This window comes from Moorena bouillonii PNG, from assembly GCF_001942495.1.
Taxonomy (GTDB): Bacteria; Cyanobacteriota; Cyanobacteriia; order Cyanobacteriales; family Coleofasciculaceae; genus Moorena; species Moorena bouillonii.
Map to the genome: position 1 here is coordinate 4,534,919 of NZ_MKZS01000001.1, position 19,882 is coordinate 4,554,800.

The 19,882-nt window shown below is 42.3% G+C and carries 12 protein-coding genes and 3 pseudogenes; 11 read left to right on the forward strand and 4 right to left on the reverse strand.

What is annotated here, in order from left to right; genetic code table 11:
* The coding region (locus BJP37_RS18385; RefSeq protein WP_075900890.1) for a zinc ribbon domain-containing protein at positions 1-1,339 on the reverse strand (1,339 nt) is incomplete at its 3' end.
* Between the two features lie 122 nt (positions 1,340-1,461).
* Between BJP37_RS18385 and BJP37_RS18390 the strand changes: the two are divergent.
* Positions 1,462-1,974, forward strand: a pseudogene (locus tag BJP37_RS18390) (chromophore lyase CpcT/CpeT); the annotation flags it as partial.
* 188 nt (positions 1,975-2,162) lie between these two features.
* Here the strand turns inward: BJP37_RS18390 and BJP37_RS39510 are convergent.
* Complete coding sequence (locus BJP37_RS39510; protein WP_158069652.1) at positions 2,163-2,333, reverse strand: hypothetical protein; 171 nt, start codon at positions 2,331-2,333, stop codon at positions 2,163-2,165.
* Between the two features lie 530 nt (positions 2,334-2,863).
* Between BJP37_RS39510 and BJP37_RS18395 the strand changes: the two genes are divergently transcribed.
* The 5 genes from BJP37_RS18395 to BJP37_RS18415 all read left to right on the forward strand — a co-directional run bounded on the left by BJP37_RS18395 (position 2,864) and on the right by BJP37_RS18415 (position 11,087).
* Positions 2,864-5,689 carry a polysaccharide biosynthesis protein gene (locus BJP37_RS18395; RefSeq protein WP_075900894.1) on the forward strand — a complete coding sequence of 942 codons (2,826 nt, stop codon included), beginning with the start codon at positions 2,864-2,866 and terminating at the stop codon, positions 5,687-5,689.
* A gap of 193 nt (positions 5,690-5,882) precedes the next feature.
* Complete coding sequence (locus BJP37_RS18400) at positions 5,883-7,277, forward strand: DUF4832 domain-containing protein (RefSeq protein WP_075900896.1); 1,395 nt, start codon at positions 5,883-5,885, stop codon at positions 7,275-7,277.
* A gap of 108 nt (positions 7,278-7,385) precedes the next feature.
* On the forward strand, positions 7,386-8,768 hold the full coding sequence (murJ, locus tag BJP37_RS18405) for a murein biosynthesis integral membrane protein MurJ (protein WP_075900898.1): 1,383 nt from the start codon (positions 7,386-7,388) through the stop codon (positions 8,766-8,768).
* Positions 8,759-9,928 (forward strand): glycosyltransferase family 4 protein, encoded by a 1,170-nt coding sequence (locus BJP37_RS18410; protein ID WP_075900900.1) that lies wholly within the window; start codon positions 8,759-8,761, stop codon positions 9,926-9,928. The genes murJ and BJP37_RS18410 overlap by 10 nt, the downstream gene beginning before the upstream one ends.
* 49 nt (positions 9,929-9,977) lie before the next feature.
* On the forward strand, positions 9,978-11,087 hold the full coding sequence (locus BJP37_RS18415) for a glycosyltransferase (RefSeq protein WP_229415355.1): 1,110 nt from the start codon (positions 9,978-9,980) through the stop codon (positions 11,085-11,087).
* Between the two features lie 318 nt (positions 11,088-11,405).
* Here the strand turns inward: BJP37_RS18415 and BJP37_RS18420 are convergent, their stop codons facing one another.
* Together BJP37_RS18420 and BJP37_RS18425 are read right to left on the reverse strand one after the other, a co-directional pair.
* Entirely contained in the window at positions 11,406-15,398 is a 3,993-nt protein-coding gene (locus BJP37_RS18420) for a magnesium chelatase subunit H (RefSeq protein ID WP_075900902.1), read from the reverse strand.
* A 510-nt stretch (positions 15,399-15,908) separates the two neighbouring features.
* Positions 15,909-16,067, reverse strand: coding sequence for a hypothetical protein (locus BJP37_RS18425; RefSeq protein WP_158069653.1), 159 nt, complete (start codon positions 16,065-16,067; stop codon positions 15,909-15,911).
* 55 nt (positions 16,068-16,122) lie between these two features.
* On the opposite strand from BJP37_RS18425, the pseudogene BJP37_RS18430 reads away from it, so the two are divergent.
* From BJP37_RS18430 to BJP37_RS18450, 5 genes and pseudogenes are all read left to right on the forward strand, one after another.
* Positions 16,123-16,581, forward strand: a pseudogene (locus tag BJP37_RS18430) (lipid-A-disaccharide synthase); the annotation flags it as partial.
* A 1,002-nt stretch (positions 16,582-17,583) separates the two neighbouring features.
* Positions 17,584-18,084: pseudogene (locus BJP37_RS45095) on the forward strand (lipid-A-disaccharide synthase); the annotation flags it as partial.
* On the forward strand, positions 18,056-18,256 hold the full coding sequence (locus BJP37_RS36830) for a hypothetical protein (RefSeq protein ID WP_158069654.1): 201 nt from the start codon (positions 18,056-18,058) through the stop codon (positions 18,254-18,256). The pseudogene BJP37_RS45095 and the gene BJP37_RS36830, both read left to right, overlap by 29 nt.
* A 38-nt stretch (positions 18,257-18,294) precedes the next feature.
* Positions 18,295-18,786, forward strand: coding sequence for a DNA-binding protein (locus BJP37_RS18445; RefSeq protein ID WP_075900904.1), 492 nt, complete (start codon positions 18,295-18,297; stop codon positions 18,784-18,786).
* A 388-nt stretch (positions 18,787-19,174) separates the two neighbouring features.
* A complete protein-coding gene (locus BJP37_RS18450; RefSeq protein ID WP_075900906.1) occupies positions 19,175-19,408 on the forward strand; it encodes a hypothetical protein in 234 nt (77 codons plus the stop codon).
* Positions 19,409-19,882 lie beyond the last annotated feature (474 nt).

Consider the following 19,882-nt stretch of genomic DNA (forward strand, 5'->3'; position numbering starts at 1 on the left):
AATCCCCCAAAATCCCATAAGAGGTTTTGGTTTCTAGCCAACGAATCGCACCCTTATCCGTACCTCTGCTAAGAATATTTCTGGCAGCATTGTAGTCAGCCTGTAACACGACCCCATCAAATCCGGTAAAGTTGTCCCCAGTCCTTTTCCCTAGAAGGGTTCCATTCCTGAAGTCAACTTGCGACGTGTAACTAGGCTGAACTTCTGTAACAACCGACCCAGTCCAATCAGCCCATTTTTGTAATGACTCTCTCAGCTCTCCTTTCATCCAGCTGTTAAGCTTGCGAGACATAGCTTTTGACTGGCGCTTATTTTTTATCGGTTGTGTTAAATCTTCTGCAAATACTTTTAGTGATTTACCACCAAAAACAGACTTAGAAGCTGCTCCTATAATGGCTTTAATTTCTGATTGATTTTGTCTGTAACGCTTATTTTCTGTTTTTCTGGTTAAATTGTTTTCTAATATCCGAGCCGACTTTGCTGGGTCTATTTTTTCGAGCTTTCTATGGAGTGTCCAGAGTTTCCCTCTGTTTCTATTTTTCGCACAAATACGTACGGATTTATTGGTGGTTACTTTACCCAACTCCTTACCATGAGCCTGGCCATCTGAGTCATAGAAAGCCTCGGTATAACCCTTATCCAGTCCTATGTTCCGAAGTTTTGCAGGGATTACAACTTGGCCATGGTTTACTAAAAAGTGAACTTCAAACTTTGATAATAATTGATTGTATATTAGTCTAATCTGTCCTTTTATTTTACGATTAGACCGAACAATTATTTGGTTTCTTTTTCCTCTTCTTAGTCCAGCTATTTCTAGCTGATAAGTGTTACGATATAGTCTCCGACAGCTATAGCCTCCCTGTTGATATACTATCTGATTTTTGATCCAAGAATGTCCCCGTTGAAACTCCTTCCTAACAAGCCTATGGAGTAGTGGGTTATCCAAGAAAGCTAAGCTTTTTAGTTGCTTGCAAAGATCTTTTCTTGTATTATTATTATCTTTCCCAGGGAACCTTTTGTAAACCTTTTTAATGACGGCATCAGTGCAAGCTGCTTGGCTCGCTGTAATGGCTTTTGCCACATCACTGACCGTCCATTCCATTAGCTTCGAGGGTAGTCCCAGGGATTCGGGAGTCCTAAAGCTCCTAACATCTGGGTACGCCTTTTTCCAGTCAAGACTCCAATAATTGATGCTGCCCAGCTTGTTATAAGACTCAGCCCTAACGATGCCCAGTTTTTTCATGGTAGACAGTAACTCAGCCTCAACCGACTCACTCATCCCTATGACAGTAACGATTTGAGTTGATCTGTTTTTTGCTGCGTCTACTTTCTTGGGCATAGTTAGGGCTGAGTCCTACACTTCAATGATACTATAGCGCTAGCATAATGTCAATGTCCGAATTGTGGTATTAAAAACCGATTTATCCCTATTTTTAGGGGTCTAATTGCGAGGCGCAAGCCAGAGCTAACCCAGATTCTCCTGATGTCCGCATCACCACCTGTACTGTCAACCTAGAGACTGTTGATGCTGGACTCAACCCTCCTACATCAGTATTTCTGTATCAGGAACAAGCGCTTTCCCAACGCCTTAACTCTCCTTACCGACAGCGATTTTTGCGTATAGCTGTCAGTGAGAATGGCGAGAGTGTCGAATCTAGAGGGTTTAAGCCTCAAAACCCAAAAACGCTGATTGGTTTGTGCAATCAATCTGATCGGGAGCGAGTGATACCCTCAAATAACTTAGGTAAAGCGGTGTGCAGTGTATTTTTGAAGCCAGTGGGTGAGAACTACATCGGCCAGACACCAGAGGATGGTTGTCCAACTAACTACAGAGGAGCAGTTAGCATCACCAATACCATTATACTCCACAAAGAAGGTATGGATACCTTAGATCGGGGTTTTGATGCTGCTGGCAATTTGGTATGGGGCGCGAAAGATTTACCCTACCAGTTTCGTTGGGTGGAACCGCAGTAGAGCCTGTTGGTCAATTGCCTGATATCAAATTCGGTGCAATAACCATACTTCCTGGTGACCACAGCAGGGGAGCAGGGGAGCACTCAGCTATAAGCTATAAGCTTATGCGCTACGCGCACGCTACTTGAGGTGCTATCAGCTATCAGCCATTAGCCTTGGCCATTCGCACCTCAAGCAGCGTGGCCACGCTACGGGAACAGTTTATGGGCTACACCCACGGTACTAGATCGGTGGTTTTGAATAAAATAAGCTGTTCGCGCAGCGTGAGCGAAAAGCTCACGGCTGACCGCTGACGGCTGACGGCTGACGGCTGACGGGGCGAGACAGAGCCGAATTTCACCATTGGTTCTTTTGCACAAAGGATTTAGGATGTCTATCGTTTATAAAAATTCATCAAAACTATAACGTTAGCTTTACCTAAATTTTATCAAACAATCTATTAACCCAATTAAAAATACTTCCACCAGTGTGGCACAAAAAAAGTTATGCCACACTGGCAACCTTGTGAGCCTTTAATAAGCCACTATACTAAGCAGTTAATCTCATTTAACTATCAGCAAAAACTCCCAAGCAATTAGTAAATATTTAGTAAACATTTAGTAAATATTTGGTAAAGCAATGGAATTAATATTTCTAGTTATCTAGATATATTTAATTAAATCAATAAATCAATCAAAAATATGTCTTTAGTTGTATTTATTTTGATTTTTTATTTAGCTATACTAACCACCGATTTATAAAGTTAAGATAACTTACGCACCCAAACGTCTCAAACATCGGTACGGTAATTATATTTTCCCCTTTTTATGTTTACCGTTCCTTGTTATATGATCCGAAGCTTAATAGCTATTTACTGTGTATTTTTTAATAATTAACTGGATAATAAAAGATGACGAATAACTTATCAAATTGGTTACTAGGTCTAAGAAATCGCCACTTCTTACTCATTGATTTGATTATTTTCACGAGTACGCCAGTATTAGCTCTAGTCCTATTCTTAAACAATCATTTAGATATCAACCCCTATCAATCTGGACTGATACTGGCAACCATTCTGTTCCTAGTCGTTAAACTAACTGTATTTTCTACCTTCGGTCTCTACAAGCGTTGCTGGTCTTATGCCAGTATTGATGAACTAGAGCATATAGCCGCACTTACTGCTGCTGCTATCGTCATCCAAACGTTATTGTTTCACTGGTCTAATGGTTTAACCAATTTATCCTTAAATAGCCTGCCTAATTCCTTGCCGTTACTTGACGGTTTACTGAGCTTGTTGTTTGTCGGTAGTCTTCGCTTCAGTGTTCGTGCAGTCGAAAGAGTCAGCCAAAGGCATAGGAAGTTTCATCGCCGGGACAATGTACTGATTGTTGGTGCTGGTAGTGCAGGGGTTGCTCTAGCCCAGGATATGCAAAAGAATCCTTCCCTGGGTTTTAATCCTGTCGCCTTTATTGACGATGACCGTAAAAAGCTCAATTTAAGAATTAGACGACTACCTATAGTTGGTGGTCGTGATGCCATTCCTGATGTTGTTCGCTCTCTACGTATTCGCAAAATTATTATCGCCATGCCTACAGCACCTGGGCGAGTTATTCGGGAAGTTTTAGATATTTGTAAATCCACAGGAGTACCAACTAGTACTTTACCTGGTATGAATGAAATCCTCAATAATCCTATCCGTGTTGGTAGTGTTCGGGATGTCAAGATTGAAGACTTGCTGCGGCGCGAACCTATACAAACTGATGTTCAGCGTGTGGCTAAGTTTCTGAAAGGAAAGATAGTTTTAGTGACAGGAGCAGGAGGCTCTATTGGCAGTGAACTTTGTCGCCAAATTTTTAAGTGTCAACCCTCAGAAATGGTACTTTTGGGACATGGAGAAAACTCCGTGTTCCATATCCAGCAAGAACTAAACCAAGTTTTAGAACTACTTGAATACGATCGGTTAGAAAATGAAAGACTTCCCAATCTTAACACTATTATTGCTGATATTCGATTGACCGGTCGGTTAGAGTACATTTTTGACCAATTCAGACCAGATATTGTTTTCCACGCTGCGGCTCATAAACATGTGCCAATGATGGAATTAAATCCTCCAGAAGCGATCACAAACAATGTGCTGGGAACCAAAAATTTGCTGGATCTCTCATTGCGATATGGTGTAGAACACTTTGTCATGATTTCAACGGATAAAGCAGTTAATCCCACCAATGTTATGGGCTGTAGCAAGCGAGTGGCGGAAATGCTGGTGCTACAAGCGGCTCAAAGGAGTGGTAGGCATTTTTCTGTGGTTCGTTTTGGCAATGTTCTCGGTAGCCGAGGTAGTGTTGTTCCTACCTTTAAGCGTCAAATTGCTGCTGGGGGTCCGGTGACTGTTACCCACCCTGATATCTGTCGCTATTTCATGACAATTCCAGAAGCAGTTCAATTGGTTTTGCAAGCCTCAGTGATTGGTCAGGGCGGTGAAGTTTTTATGCTCAATATGGGTCAACCGGTCAAAATTGTTGACTTAGCCAAAGAACTGATTCGCCTGTCCGGGTATGAAGTGGGTAAGGACATTGACATTGTCTTTACCGGACTGCGACCAGGAGAAAAGTTATTTGAGGAACTGCTAATTCCTGGAGAAGAATATGAACCAACCCTACACGACAAATTGCTAGTAGTTAAAAATGCTAGTCATATGGTTTCCCAAAATCTTGACTATGCAGTAGATGCACTCCGGAAAGCTGCCGCTCAAAATTATACCAATCTAATTTTATTCTTGCTGGAGCAACTGGTACCAGGATACACCCCTAAATACAAAAAAACTACTCCAATCCTAAATTTTTATTCGGATATTTCTAAGATGATTAGGACTGATGACAAGATTAAAGTGTTAGACAAGTGTTATCACCAAGCCAACGGCCAAGTTACCCAAACCAAAAAAATTGGGTTCTGGGAAATGGAATATTATTTGCAAAAGGCTCTAAAAAATCAGGAGTTGCAGCTTTACTACCAGCCGATTATGCTCCTAGAAAACGAACATATTAATAGTTTTGAAGCATTGTTGCGCTGGCAGCATCCTAACCTAGGATTGATTTACCCAGAAGAGTTTATGCCAGTAGCAAAAGCAACTAGCTTGATTGTTCCCATTGGTTGGTGGGTAATCAGAGAAGTTTGCAATCAACTACAGTCTTGGCAACAACTGTTTCCTACTCAAACACCGATAACCATTAGTGTTAATCTGTGTCGCCAACAGTTATTGCAACCTGATTTAGTTCAGCAGATTGACCATATTATCAAGAAAAATAACTTGGATGCTTATCGTTTGAAGCTAGAAATACCTGAGAGTTTTATTCGTAAAAATCCTGAGGAAGCCATGGTGGTGCTTTCCAAACTTAGAGCCATTGGGGTTAAGTTAGAATTGGATAACTTTGGCATTAATACTTCATCGGATATCAATTATATCCATGAAGTGTCTAACTCTATCTATGGAGAGTTTAATGGTTTAAAAGTTGATCGATCTCTAGTCAGTCAGATAAATACACATAACATAAATTTAGAACCCGTTCAAACCGTGGCTAAACTAGCCAATGATCTTGGTATTGATCTAATTGCCACCGGGGTAGAAACATCCAGGCAAATTGATCAACTAAAAATCCTCAACTGTAAATATGGACAGGGCTACTTTTTCTCCAAACCCGTAGACTTTGAAGCGGCTATAACTTTGATTGGAGTTTAGCTAAACGTCAGCCATCAGCCGTTGGCAAAAGGCTGATGGCACCTCAAGTAGCACCATCTGTAGCGCATATGCTTACAGCTAAACTAAGGGGAGAGTGGAAAGAGGGGGAGGAGGGGTGAGAAATTTGGTGTGTAGCTCATCCAACTTAGAACCGCGATAAACATTCATAATTAATCAGTATAAGAAAGCAATTATGGTGATTAGTAAGATAGCAAAATACAGCAATTTAGTCTTTATACTAGGGATATTCACCACTGTTGCTTGTAATACTATGACAACAGCTCAAACCTCTAATGTTACCACGGTTTATCAAGGTAGTGATGAACAATTTACAAATCCAGAACGAGGCTTTTTTATGCCTTTTACTCCTCTGGACAATACATCAAATTATTCCTTACAGCTGTCTGAGCTACAAGAGGTTAGGAATAACCAAATGACCTTAGTACGTAAGGTTTACGTAATTTCAGAATTTAGAAATAAACCGTTATCAGAGTCTTTTCTACAAACCCTATCCCAGGATTTGAATACGGCTCGACAAGCTGGGGTTAAATTAATCCTACGCTTTGCCTATAATTGGGTAGGAGGTGGTGAAGATTCATCCCGCGATCGCATACTCTCCCATCTGGATGATCTGCAACCGATATTAGCATCAAACTACGATGTTATCGCCTACATGGAAGCAGGTTTTATTGGTTACTGGGGAGAATGGCATAGTTCTTACTATGGTTTGGATAGCAACAATGAAGATAGAAAAGCTATTTTGTTTAAACTGCTGTCGGTGCTACCCAGTGAACGGATGGTTGCTCTACGATACCCCAATCATAAAATGGCAATTTTTGATCAAGAAAATCCTCTTACCCCTAATGAAGCGTTTAATGGTACTAACCGAGGGAGAACTGGAGCTACTAATGATTGTTTCCTAGCCAGTATTGATGATTGGGGAACTTACAGCGATACGGATCGGGGGATAATAGAACAAGAAAAAACATTTTTAAATCTGGATAATCGGTATGTGGTACAGGGGGGAGAAACCTGCAATCCTAGTTCTTTTGATGATTGTCCCAATGCTTTAAATGAACTAGAACGAATGCGCTGGAGTGCATTAAATTACAAACCAAGTGATGCCACTGAGATCATTGAAGACTGGGAAAACCAAGGGTGTTTAGAGGAAATTAAACGTCGTTTGGGCTATCGCTTTCGTTTGGTCAAATCAGTTACTCCTACTAGGGTAAAACCCGCTCGTACATTCTCGATACAATTGGAAATTATCAATGAAGGATGGGCTAGTCCTTACAATCCTCGGCCACTGGAAATTATTCTCCGTCACCGTGTCACTCGTCGCGAATACCATTTACCTATAGACGAGGATCCTCGGATGTGGATGCCTGGTAGTACTCAGGTTATTAATGCTGTCACTCGTACTCCAGACACAATCGAAACTGGAACCTATGATGTTTTCTTAAACCTACCTGATCCAGCTCCTCAATTATATAATCGTCCAGACTATTCCATCAGACTTGCTAATCAAAATCTATGGGAAGCATCGACAGGCTACAATTCCCTATTAACTAGCCTTGTTGTTAATTAAACTTCTAATCATAATGACGTTTATAGCAATTATCATACTCATGAGGTACACAAAAAATTCCCCCTGTTGCCTGTTGCCTGTTGCCTGTTGCCTATTCCCTTAGAGACTATGAGAGTTTGGTCAGGGCAGAGCTTGCTTATCTACTGTAAAAAGCTAGTCAATGGCTCGACGAATAGCAAAATTTTTCGCGCAATTGTAACTGTTGGTTTATTAACTGCTTTTGTAAAAGTTGGTTCTCTTATTAAAGAATTAGTAGTTGCATGGAGGTTTGGTACTGGGGATGAATTAGATGCATTTTTTATCGCTTTATTGGTTGTGTTTTTGATCAAAAATGTAATCGCTGAATCCCTTGATACTGCGTTTATTCCTACCTATATACGTGTACGAGAACAGGAAGGAATGGCAGCCGCTCAGAAACTGTTTTCTGGAGTAATGATCTGGGCATTAGTACTGCTGAGCTTCACTACTATAGTAATGGTAGCTACTGCTCTGCTTTACTTACCATTGATTGCCTCTGGGTTTAAGCCCGAAAAGTTAGAGCTTACCTTCCATCTACTTGGTTTAATGGCACCCGTAGTTATCCTTACTGGGATTGCCATCATTTGGAGTGCTGTTTTGAATGCTGGGGAACGTTTTGCTCTAGCAGCTCTATGTCCAATGATGATTCCGGTGATTAGCATCCTATTGATAGTAGGATTTAAGTCTTTAGGAATCTTTGCCTTAGTTGCTGGATTAATTAGTGGTACAGTTCTAGAGCTGATAATTCTGGGAATAGCACTGCATCGTCAAGGTATTTCATTACTGCCAAGATGGTATGGATTTAATGAGCCTATGCGCCAGGTAGCGAGCCAGTATCTGCCAATGATTGCTGGAGCATTATTAATTTGTAGTGCTGCTCCAATTGATCAAGCCATGGCAGCTATGTTGTCTCCTGGTAGTGTGTCTATACTTAACTACGCCAACGGTTTAATTGCTTCTCCCATTAACCTAATGAGTATTGCGATCAGCACTGCGGTAATTCCCTATTTTTCTAAAATGGTTGCTAGTCAGGATTGGCACGAAATCCGTGGTACCCTTAGGTATTATCTGCGGCTGATATTTTTGATTACCGTACCGCTAAGCATAATTCTAATTGTTTTTTCTGAGCCGATAGTTAAACTATTTTTTGAACGAGGTTCATTTACCTCGGATGCTACTAATTTAGTCGCTCAATCTCAAGCACTTTATGCATTACAAATTCCTTTTTATATTGCTAATATTCTAGTTGTTAGGCTGGTGTCAGCAATGAGACTTAACTATATTTTGATGTGGGTATCTGGATTTGATTTAGCCATTAATATTATTTTGAATATTCTCTTTATGCAATGGCTGGGAATTAAAGGCATTGCGTTATCCACTAGCTGCGTGTATATCTTTTGTTTCTCATTTATGCTCTTATTTACCCAAAATCAAATCAAAAAGAAAAACCCTGAAAAACAATTATGCGATTAACACTAGTGACGTCATCTCTCTCCTGTGGGGGTGCTGAGCGAGCGGTAGCTTTGCTAGCAAAAGGATTCTTTAACAAGGGTTATCAAGTTGATGTGGTAACAATTGATGACACCTATCTTGACTTTTATAAATTACCTGATCGGGTTAATCGAGTAGCCCTTAATATCGCCAAAAACTCACCAACTTTTATTCATGGAATTTGGAATAACCTCTATCGTTTGTGGGTCTTGAGGCGAACCATTAAATCCCTACACCCTGATGTTGTCATTTCTTTCTTAGATCAAATCAATATCTTGACCCTGTTAGCTCTTGTTAAGACTAACTATCCGGTTTTGGTAAGTGAACAGAATGATCCTCGGAAAAGTTCTAGTGGCAAAGTGTGGGATATATTGCGACATATCACCTATTCATTGGCGGATAAAGTAGTGAGCGTAGGGGATGGGGTGAATCAGTATTTTCACTGGCTCCCCGAAACTAAACGAGCAGTAATTTATAACCCATTGGCTAGTATCAATCCCATACCTAGTATGGACAAATTCCTGGAAACTAAAGGAGCTGATCTAACTAAAAAATGGATAGTTGCTATTGGAAGGCTTACCCATCAGAAAGGGTTTGATATTTTATTATCTGCTTTCAAAAAACATGCTGGTCACCATCCAGACTGGCAACTTATAATTTTAGGAGAAGGGGAGCTTCGTCCAGAGCTTGAAAATCTCAGAGATCAATTAGGTTTAACTGATAAGGTCATCTTTCCTGGGGTTGTTCGTAATCCCTTTTCAGTCTTAAAACGGTCAGAATTATTTGTCTTGTCTTCCCGCTTTGAAGGGTTACCAGGGGTTTTAGTTGAAGCACTCGCTTGTGGACTCCCCGTTGTTTCAACAGATTGTCCTAGTGGTCCACGAGAAGTTATTCGTGATGGTGTAAATGGGATTTTGGTGCCCAGTGAAAATAGGTTAGCCTTAGCTACAGCACTGGAGCGTTTAATATCCAATGAGGAAGAGCGTAAACGTCTAGCCTCTTATGCTCCAAAAATTACAGAACAATTTGGTTTAGGAACAATAATAGAACGCTGGGAAATTTTATTTAGTGACGTTATAAGTCAGCAGTCAGCAGTCAGCAGTCAGCAGTCAGCAGTCAGCAGTCAGCAGTCAGCTTTATGAATCACTGACAGCAGATCTAACAGGGATTAATTGAAAACTGCTATAAAGTATGATCTATAAAAGAATGATGGATACAAGGCATATCGCTTTTTTTCTACCTGCTCTCTATGACGGTGGCGCAGAACGGGTAACGGTTAACCTGCTCAAAGGGATGTTGGAACAAGATGTCCAGTTGGATCTAGTTCTTGCTAGTGCTGACGGACCCTATCTAAGCCAAGTCCCTAAAGAGGTGCGTCTGGTTAACTTGGCAGCCGGACGAGTTGTGAAAGCAATTCAACCCTTGTCACGTTACTTACAACAAAACAGACCTTCTGCCCTAGTCTCTCATCTGGCTCATGCTAACGTCATTGCTGTAGCAGCCAAAGAGTTAGCTCGTACCAAAACTCGATTAGTATTGGTAGAACACAACACTTTTTCAGCTTCTAAGTCTCAGTTAATGCGAGCTAAATTGGTACCACCACTGATGAAATGGTTTTATCCTCGTGCTGATGAAATTGTCGGAGTTTCTCAAGCAGTAGCACGGGATTTGGAGTGTCAACTTGGTTTTGACCAAGGCAAAGTCAGAGAAATTTACAATCCAGTGGTTAATCATCAGCTAATCGCCAAATCAAAAATGCCTTTGAGCCATCCTTGGTTTCAAAAAGACGCTCCTCCTGTCTTTTTGGCTGTTGGTAGATTATCACCTCAGAAAGATTTCTTGACTCTAATCCAAGCGTTTGCACGTTTAAGAAAAAAAATGATCGCTCGCCTGGTGATTTTAGGTGAAGGGGAATCCCGAGGCGAATTAGAGGCAACCATTAACAGACTAGGAATTGCAGCGGATGTTTCTATGCCAGGTTTTGTGGAGAATCCTTATGCATATATGAGTAAGGCGAATGCGTTGGTTTTGTCTTCTCGCTGGGAAGGGTTACCCACTGTGTTAATTGAAGCAATGGCATGTGGTTGCCAAGTAATTGCTACAGATTGTCCTAGTGGTCCAGCGGAAATTTTATCAGCAGGACAATATGGCATTTTAGTACCAGTCGGGGATTCAGCCGCTTTATCATTAGCTATGTTACAAGTACTTAAATCTCCATTAACTCAGGATAAATTAATGGAGCGGGCAAGGTACTTTTCTACTGAGCGAGCGGTTTCTGAGTATTTAGCTATATTGAACTAAAGTCGTTAGTTAATTCAAAATTCAAAATTCAAAATTCAAAATTTTCCTCAATGTATTGTTTTTATAGCGTTTCTCGCAGTTATGAGGTACGCTTCTCAACCTCAAAGTCCCCCTTATTAAGGGGGATTTAGGGGGATCAATTTGTACCTTATGGGATATAGAATTGCTATATTTTGACTATAGGCTTTTTCATACTGGTATTAGTTGAGTAGGGATCCCCCCTAACCCCCCTTAATAAGGGGGGAATATGATTCCCTATTGCCTATTGCCTGTTGCCTATTACCTATTCCCTATTGCCTTGCGCGTAGCGCTCTAATCCTATTCTATTCCTTCAATCCTATCTTCAACCTCCTGATACAATTCGCGCAACAGCTGTAAATTACTCTCACTGGTTTCCCAATAGCCACGTCCATTAACTTCTAATAAGGTAGAGACTACTTTACGGAAGGAATTGGGATTCAAATTCATTAACCGCTGACGCATTTCTTCATCCTGGATAAAGGTAGTATTCACATCTTCATAAACCCAGTTATCCACTGCATCAGCGGTTGCACTCCAACCCATAGTATTCACTAAGCGTTTGGAAAGTTCCCGCACTCCTTCATAGCCATGATTCAACATGCCTTCGTACCACTTGGGATTAAGTAACTTAGTCCGGGCATCTAAACGGACGGTTTCTGATAGGGTGCGAACCTGAGCATTAGCTGTAGTGGTATCAGCAATGTAAGCGGTTGGTTTCTTACCATCGTTGCGCAAGTTTGCTACTACTTTAGTCGGGTCAGAGTCAAAGTAATGAGAAACATCAGTAAGGCTAATTTCCGATGAATCAAGATTCTGGAAGGTAACATCAGCAGTTTTCAAGGCCGACTCAAAAATCTTCTGACTCTGTTCCATGGTGCCTGGGCTATCAGAAGAGAAAGCAAAAGACTTGCGACTGAGATACATATTCTGTAACTCGGCTTCTTCTTCCCAGGTGCTGTTTTCCACAGCTAAATTAACATTGGAGGCATAGGAACCAGACGCATTGGAGAACACCCGAGTCGCAGCTTGCCGTAGATTAATCCCCATCTCTTGAGCTTGTTGCAAACTGTGTTTCCGCACAAAGTTCATTTCCAGGGGTTCATCCGCTTCTGCGGCCATTTTCACCCCTTGGTCTAGTAAATTCATCTGATTGATGAACAAATCCCGGAAGACACCGGAACAGTTTACTACCACATCAATCCGAGGACGACCTAACTCTTCTAACGGAATTAGTTCTAATTTATTCACCCGTCCCAAAGCATCGGGCACTGGCTTAACCCCGACCATCCACAGAATTTGGGCTAGGGATTCCCCGTAGGTTTTAATATTATCCGTACCCCATAGCACACACGCAATGGTTTCTGGCCAAGCCCCATCATTATCTCGCTTTTGCCGTGCCAACAGTCGGTCTACTACGATTTTGGCAGATTTCACCGCTGCTAGGGTAGGAATGGATTGGGGGTCGAGGGCGTGAATATTCTTACCGGTCGGTAGCACATCGGGATTTCGGATCGGGTCACCACCAGGACCGGGCAGCACATATTCCCCATCTAAGGCTTGGAGCATTGCTCCTAGTTCGTTGTCTGCTACTATCTGCTCTAAACAGAATTCGAGATAGTCAAACAGAGGCTTGATCGCGTCGGAATCTACTTTGGTGTACCCAAGATTGTGCAAGGCTTCTACCCAAGGTTCTTTTTTACCAAGGTTGAGGAAGTTGAGTTTAGAGACTTTAGAGACTCGTCCATCGCTGTCGATTTGAGCTTGAACCATAGCACTAACAGCAGCACGGGTAGCTTGGGTGATATCTTGCAACAATTCCACATCAGCTAAGATGCCTTGGTCATTGTTGCTGTAAATTTCATCAATCTCTCGCTCAATACTGTTAGCAATAATCCGGGGTAAACCGATGATTTCGTCTTCGCTACGGTCTAAGTTAGCAATATTGACTAGAGTTGCGATCGCTTCTTCTGCGGTTGGTGGCTTACCAATCACATGCAACCCACAGGGTAACAACCTTGACTCAATTTCCATCAAGCGGCGGTACACCTGACCTACCAAAGTATCCCGTTCTTCGGCACTCAGCTCCTTGGCATCTTGCTCGGGCAAGGCAATATCTTGATCGAGATTCACCAAGCGGCACTTATCCATAATGGTGTTAACAATAGGAACACCACGCCCAGTATCTTTGAGAGTTTGATAAGACCCAATTAACTCACTGAGTTCCTTTAACCCCTTATATAATCCAGCATTTTCTGCGGGTGGAGTGAGATAGGATATGGTTTCAGCGTAGCTGCGGCGCTTGGCAATGGTTGCTTCACTGGGATTATTGGCAGCATAGTAATACAGATTGGGAATAGAACCAATTAAATTATCTGGATAACAGTCTCCAGACATCCCCATCTGTTTCCCTGGCATAAATTCTAGAGACCCATGAGTTCCAAAGTGCAGCACAGCATCCGCTTGCCAGATTTGTTCTAAATAGGTGTAATAGGCAGCAAAGCCATGGTGAGGACTTGCGGAACGGGAGAACAACAGTAGCATTGGGTCTCCTTCGTACCCAAAGGTAGGTTGTACTCCAATGAATACCTTCCCGAATTGCTTGCCGTAGATTAATAAGTTTTGTCCATCACTATTAAGATGTCCTGGTGGTGGTCCCCAGTTTTCCTCTAAGCGGGTGGAGTAGGGAGTAAACCGTTCATACTCCATCACCGACATCCGGTGAGCAATATTCAATTCTGGACTAGCGTACTGAGCTTGGGCATCATGGATCACCTCTTGCATCAGTGCCTCAGCAGATTCTGGCAAGTCTTGGACATCATAACCATTGTTGTTGAGGGCTTCCATCACCTTATAGATGGAACCAAATACATCAAGATAGGCGGCTGTCCCAACATTGCCTTTATCTGGGGGAAAGCTAAAGACTGTGATGGCAATTTTCTTATCAAGCTTGGGCTTACGGCGCAAATTCGCCCACTTCATCACCCGTCGGGCTACTGATTCAATCCGGTCCTGTAACGCAATGGATTTTCCAGTTGCGCCATCCCGTCCGGATAGGATAATTGGTTCAATGGCACCATCCAGCTCTGGAATGGCAATTTGCAATGCTACTTGAATCGGGTGCAGTCCCAATTCACTATTTTCCCACTCTTCCGTAGTTTGGAAGACTAAGGGAAGTGTAACCATATAGGGGCGATTGAGGCGTTTTAAGGATTCAATTGCTTTGGGATGGTCTTGCCGTGCTGGACCTCCTACTAAAGCAAAGCCGGTTAGAGATACCACAGCATCTACTAAGGGGACTACGGTTTTGCCATGTTCCTCAGAAAAATAGGTATCTACAGGTTTAGAGAAATCCAGACCACCCGCAAATATGGGAATCACCCTTGCTCCCATGGCTTCCAGTTCCTGCACCATAGCTACATAATGGGCATCATCCCCTGTAACTAGGTGAGTGCGTTGCAGGACTAAACCAATACAGGGAGCGAGGGGGTCTTTTATATCTGTTGAGATATCTTGACGGCTACTATACCAGTTCAGGTATTCCTTGACATCTTCAAACATTTGTGGTGCTAGAGGATGCCAAACCCCCATATCTGGATAAACTACTGGGTCTTTGAATTGGACAGAGGTTTCGCTGTTTTTATTCTCGCGCTTAAAGACATACTTATCTGCTAGCATCAGCAAGAAGTTTTCCAGGTTATCAGAAGACCCCCCTAGCCAATACTGGAAACTGAGCATGAAGTTGCGAGCATCCTGAGCTTTGTCCATGGGCATATACTTCAGGACTTTCGGTAAGGTCTGCAACAGCTTGAGCATACTGTCTTGGAAGGAAGACCCAGATTTTTTCTTGCGCTTACGCATGAATTGTGCGATCGCACTCTTGGATTGACCCAAATTCGCCATGGAGAAGCTACCTAACTTATTCAGGCGCATCACTTTAGGCATTGATGGAAATACCACTGCGGCATCCAAGCGATCGCGATGGGGTTTTACAGCGTTGACTACCTTCTCGGCCAAGTCTTCTATGAAAATTAGTGACGCGATAAAGATATTCGCTTCTGCTATATCCCGTTGGAAGTCTTCATAGTTTTCTGGGTCACGGAGTTCCTCAATGAGGTAGCCGCTGATTTCAATAGCGATATCTGGTTGATTTTGATTGATTGACCGAACAGCAGCTGATAATGCACTTTGGTACTGCGGTTCTAGCACGACATAGACCACCTTCAGCAAATGACGCCCATTCAAGGCTTCCGGGGTGATGTGTCGAATGGTGGACTTGACGTGAGTGAACATGCGGCTAGGTCTCCTTCCTGATTATTCGTTATCTGTGCCTTACCTTGAGTGGCGGTAAGTGGCTGATCACCTTTGATGGTGAGCGATCGTATTTAGATTTTATTGACAGATGTGCTATCAAACGTCTCTATCAGTGACCACTCACTCTTGGTTGAGATAATTTTGTTTTGCCAACTAAAGAGTTTCTATCAAAAAACGTATACTTTCAGGGAGTTTCAGCCGTTATCTGATACAATTCGATATAAAAATTACTGATTTTTGTAAAATTACTTAACAATTACTGAAGTACTAAATCAGCTTACCTTAAAAAAACTAAACAATAAAAATCATTGACAAAGGTAACCTTAGCTGTATATATAAGGATATTTTATCGATTTATACAACTATTACTTATCGTTACTACTTAATCATTACTTAAGATTTTGTAGTCAGCGGTCAGTGGTAAGCAGTCAGCAGTCAGCAGTCAGCACTCAGCAGTCAGCACTCAGCAGTCAGCACTCAGCATTTGACTTAAACCTGTTCGCGTAGCGTGCGCATAAGCTGATAGCTGATAGCTGATAACTGATAGCTGATAGCTGATAGCTGAAAGATGATAGCTGATAACTGAAAGATGATAGCTGATAACTGATAGCTGATAGCTGATAGCTGATAGCTGATAGCTGATAGCAAGCCAGATAGTGATAATTAGGAGTGGGGAAGAGTGCCAGCAGCAGATATTTTAGTTATGTCCAATGGCCCAGGAGAGTTGACCACCTGGGTGCGACCAGTGGTGAAGGCATTGCGGGAAACTCTAGGGAATGACCGTTCATTACTCCGGATATCGGTAGTGCTATCTCCTTGCCCTCATGCCACGGGCAAAGAAGATGCGATCGCAAAATCCTACCCAGAAGTAGACCGGGTGCAGGCAGCAGAGGATTTTTTACCATTCTTGTTGTGGGGCAAAACAGCTGAAAACTGGGACTGGCATCCAAAAGGGGTTGTTCTATTCCTAGGGGGAGACCAATTTTTTCCAGTAGTGATTAGTAAGCGCTTAGGGTATCGCAGTGTTGTCTATGCCGAGTGGGATGCTCGTTGGTACCGCTGGATTGACCACTTTGGAGTGATGAAACCCGATATTATCGCTCAAGTGCCTAAGACCTATGCCCACAAATTCACCATAGTAGGGGATTTAATGGCAGAAATTAGAGGGTTACAGGTTAATAAGGGGTTACAGGTTGCAGGTTCTCAGGTTACTCAGGGGTTGAAGGTTGCAGGTTCTCAGGTTGCAGGTTATCAGTTTACAGGTTCTCAGGTTACTCAGGAGTTACAGGTTACTCAAGGGTTACAGGTTACTCAAGGGTTACAGGTTACAGGTTATCAGGTTACAGGTTCAACCAAAGAAGATAACCTTGGCCAAAAGGCCACGCTACGCGAACAACCTTCAACCGAAGATAACCTTCAACCTTCAACCAAAGATAACCTTCAACCTTCAACCAAAGATAACCTTCAACCTTCAACCAAAGATAACCTTCAACCTTCAACCAAAGATAACCTTCAACCTTCAACCAAAGATAACCTTCAACCTTCAACCAAAGATAACCTTCAACCTTCAACCAAAGATAACCTTCAACCTTCAACCAAAGATAACCTTCAACCTTCAACCAAAGATAACCTTCAACCTTCAACCAAAGATAACCTTCAACCTTCAACCAAAGATAACCTTCAACCTTCAACCGAACAACCTTCCACTGAAGTGATCGCACTATTACCGGGGTCAAAACCAGCCAAACTAGCTCAGGGAGTACCTTTGTCTTTAGCGATCGCTGAACACATCCACAGAGCTAAACCCCAAACTCGCTTTGTGATTCCCGTTGCTCCTACCATAGATCTCAAAACATTAGCTAAATTTGCCAATCGAGATTACAATCCCATCATTAACAAGACAGGATGGTCAGAGGCACAACTTATATATAAAGTTGATAACGACTCGGTGATTAATCCAGGGTTACAGGTTAACAGGTTACAAGTTAACGGGTTACAAGTTACAGGTTCAAACTCCGATCACCTTGGCCTTGCGGCCACGCTACGGGAACAACCAGCTAACCTTCAACCAGCTAACCTTCAACCAGCTAACCTTCAACCAGCTAACCTTCAACCAGCTAACCTTCAACCAGCTAACCTTCAACCAGCTAACCTTCAACTATTCCTTAAAACCCCCAGTGGCTTGTGTGTAGAACTCTGGGATTCCTTTCCGGCCTATGAGTTGTTATCCCAATGTTGTCTTTGCTTAACCACAGTGGGAGCGAATACCGCTGAATTGGGGTCTCTGGCCGTACCCATGATTGTGCTGTTGCCGACGCAACAGTTAGATGCGATGCGGGCTTGGGATGGGTTACCCGGTCTATTGGTCAAGTTACCAGGAGTAGGCTCTAGCCTAGCCAAAGTGATTAACTGGTTGGTGCTAGGGCAAAAGCGTCTGTTTGCATGGCCGAATATTTGGGCAAAAAGAGAAATTGTGCCAGAATTGGTAGGGAAGCTTGAGCCGCTTGAGGTTGCTCAACTTGCCCTAGACTATCTGGAGCATCCAGAGAAGTTGTCGGAAATGCGATCGCATCTAAAGAGTGTTCGGGGAAAACCAGGAGCTGCCCAAACCTTAGCTCAACTGGTTAAACAAGAACTTGACAAAGACTTTATATCGGGTACCTAAATCAATTCTGATAATTTTTGATTCCCGACTCCCGATTCCCGATTCCCGACTCCCGATTCCCGACTCCCGACTCCCGACTCCCGATTCCCGATTCCCTACTCCCTACTCCCTACTCTCCTACTCCCTACTCCCTACTCCCTACTCCCTACTTGAGCTTGACTTTGCCAGTTAGATGGGATTACAATACTATTCCGCAATAGTATTTTAGTTATGGTTGTCGGTACAACACAAGCTGCATCTCTGCTGGGTATATCGTCTCAGCGACTGCGGATGCTATTAAGTAAAGATCGCATCAAAGGAGCCAAAAAAGTTGGTCGGTTTTGGCAGATTCCATTATATGATGGTGTCCCAGTGGTCATCGAAGGTCGTAGGGGACCAAAAGGTACATGGAATCAGGACAAACATCTGGAAGCTACCTATATCCACGTTAATGAGCAAGCCTTAAAGAGTAATCACAAGAAGCAGACATCCTTGCCAGTGTTTACTGTAAAACGGGGTGAGCGGACTCATTACTGTCATGAGGTAGAAATAGCAGGAGCCTGCCGACTGGTTTATCGACCCAATCAAGCTGAGTCTATTAGTGATTCGGTGTGGCTCCAAGTTGAGCCTAACGTTCCAGTGACTACTAAAGTGTTTACTGGTAGTGAGAACCTCGACGATAAATTAGAAGAGTCTCAAGATAGCCTTGACGCAACAGTTTAATCAGTTAGCTAAATTAAGAGTTATTTTTCAATATAGCGTTTCTAGGACTCATGAGGTACACAGAATTGTTTGAGATCTGATGTAGGGTGGGCAGTGCTTTCTCAAGGGATGGTAAAGGTTGAAATTGGAATGGAGCACTGCCCACCAGAGGATTAATTTTATTAAAAAATAAGACAACTATCGTGTTAAAAATATCTAGGTTTTTAACAAATTTTTTGAGCTGTTACCTATTCTATTCCCTGTTCCCTATTACCTAAAAAAATAACCCAATTTTAAACCCCTATACTATTGCCCTATTTCGTAATAAAAAAAAATTCCTAAACCCCTTGACAAAGAGTTAATAAGTTAATATATTAATAATGTAAACACTTTAAACCAATAACGATTAATGAGTACAAACTTTCCGTCAAACCCTGATGACAATCAAAACCCTGAAAACCAAGGTCGCAAACCTAAGAAAGTCAAGCACATCTTGGTCGGTTATCCTGAACAAGTTCGGAAAACAATTATTGCCATCTATTCTCTTAAATACGCTTATCCAGAGGAATGGAGCACTCCCGAGCCGACCGGAAAGCCTGGTGAGGTTATGGTGACTTTGATTCGAAATTTTTACCTAGACTAGGATAGTAATTTGCCAGGGCCACGCCCTGGCGACCAGGAATGAAGAATGAAGAATGTAGAATTAAGAATGAAGAATGAAGAATGAAGAATGAAAGTTTTTTTTGGGGAGGGGTATAAATCAGGATGAAGCATGAGTTAGTATGTTGTTGCTTTCCAGCAGTTGCTGACTAACTCGGGAATAATGTACAATTAATCAGTCAGGAGTTATTTGGTTTACGTGCAGCTTAGCTGTCCTTGTTGATGTTTACACACTATAATTCGGTCAAGTATTAGGGTTTATCTGAGCTTGACCGATTTTTTTTATTGATTGCTATACTTATAGAAGTTATTAATGGGAGTTTTGATCCCCCCTAACCCGGCGTTGCTGATTATGGGTATGTTTCCGCCCCCCTAGCCCCCCAATTCTGGGGGGAACAAAACTCTTAAAGTCCCCCAAAGTTGGGGGATTTAGGGGGCTTTAATAAAACCAGATAAT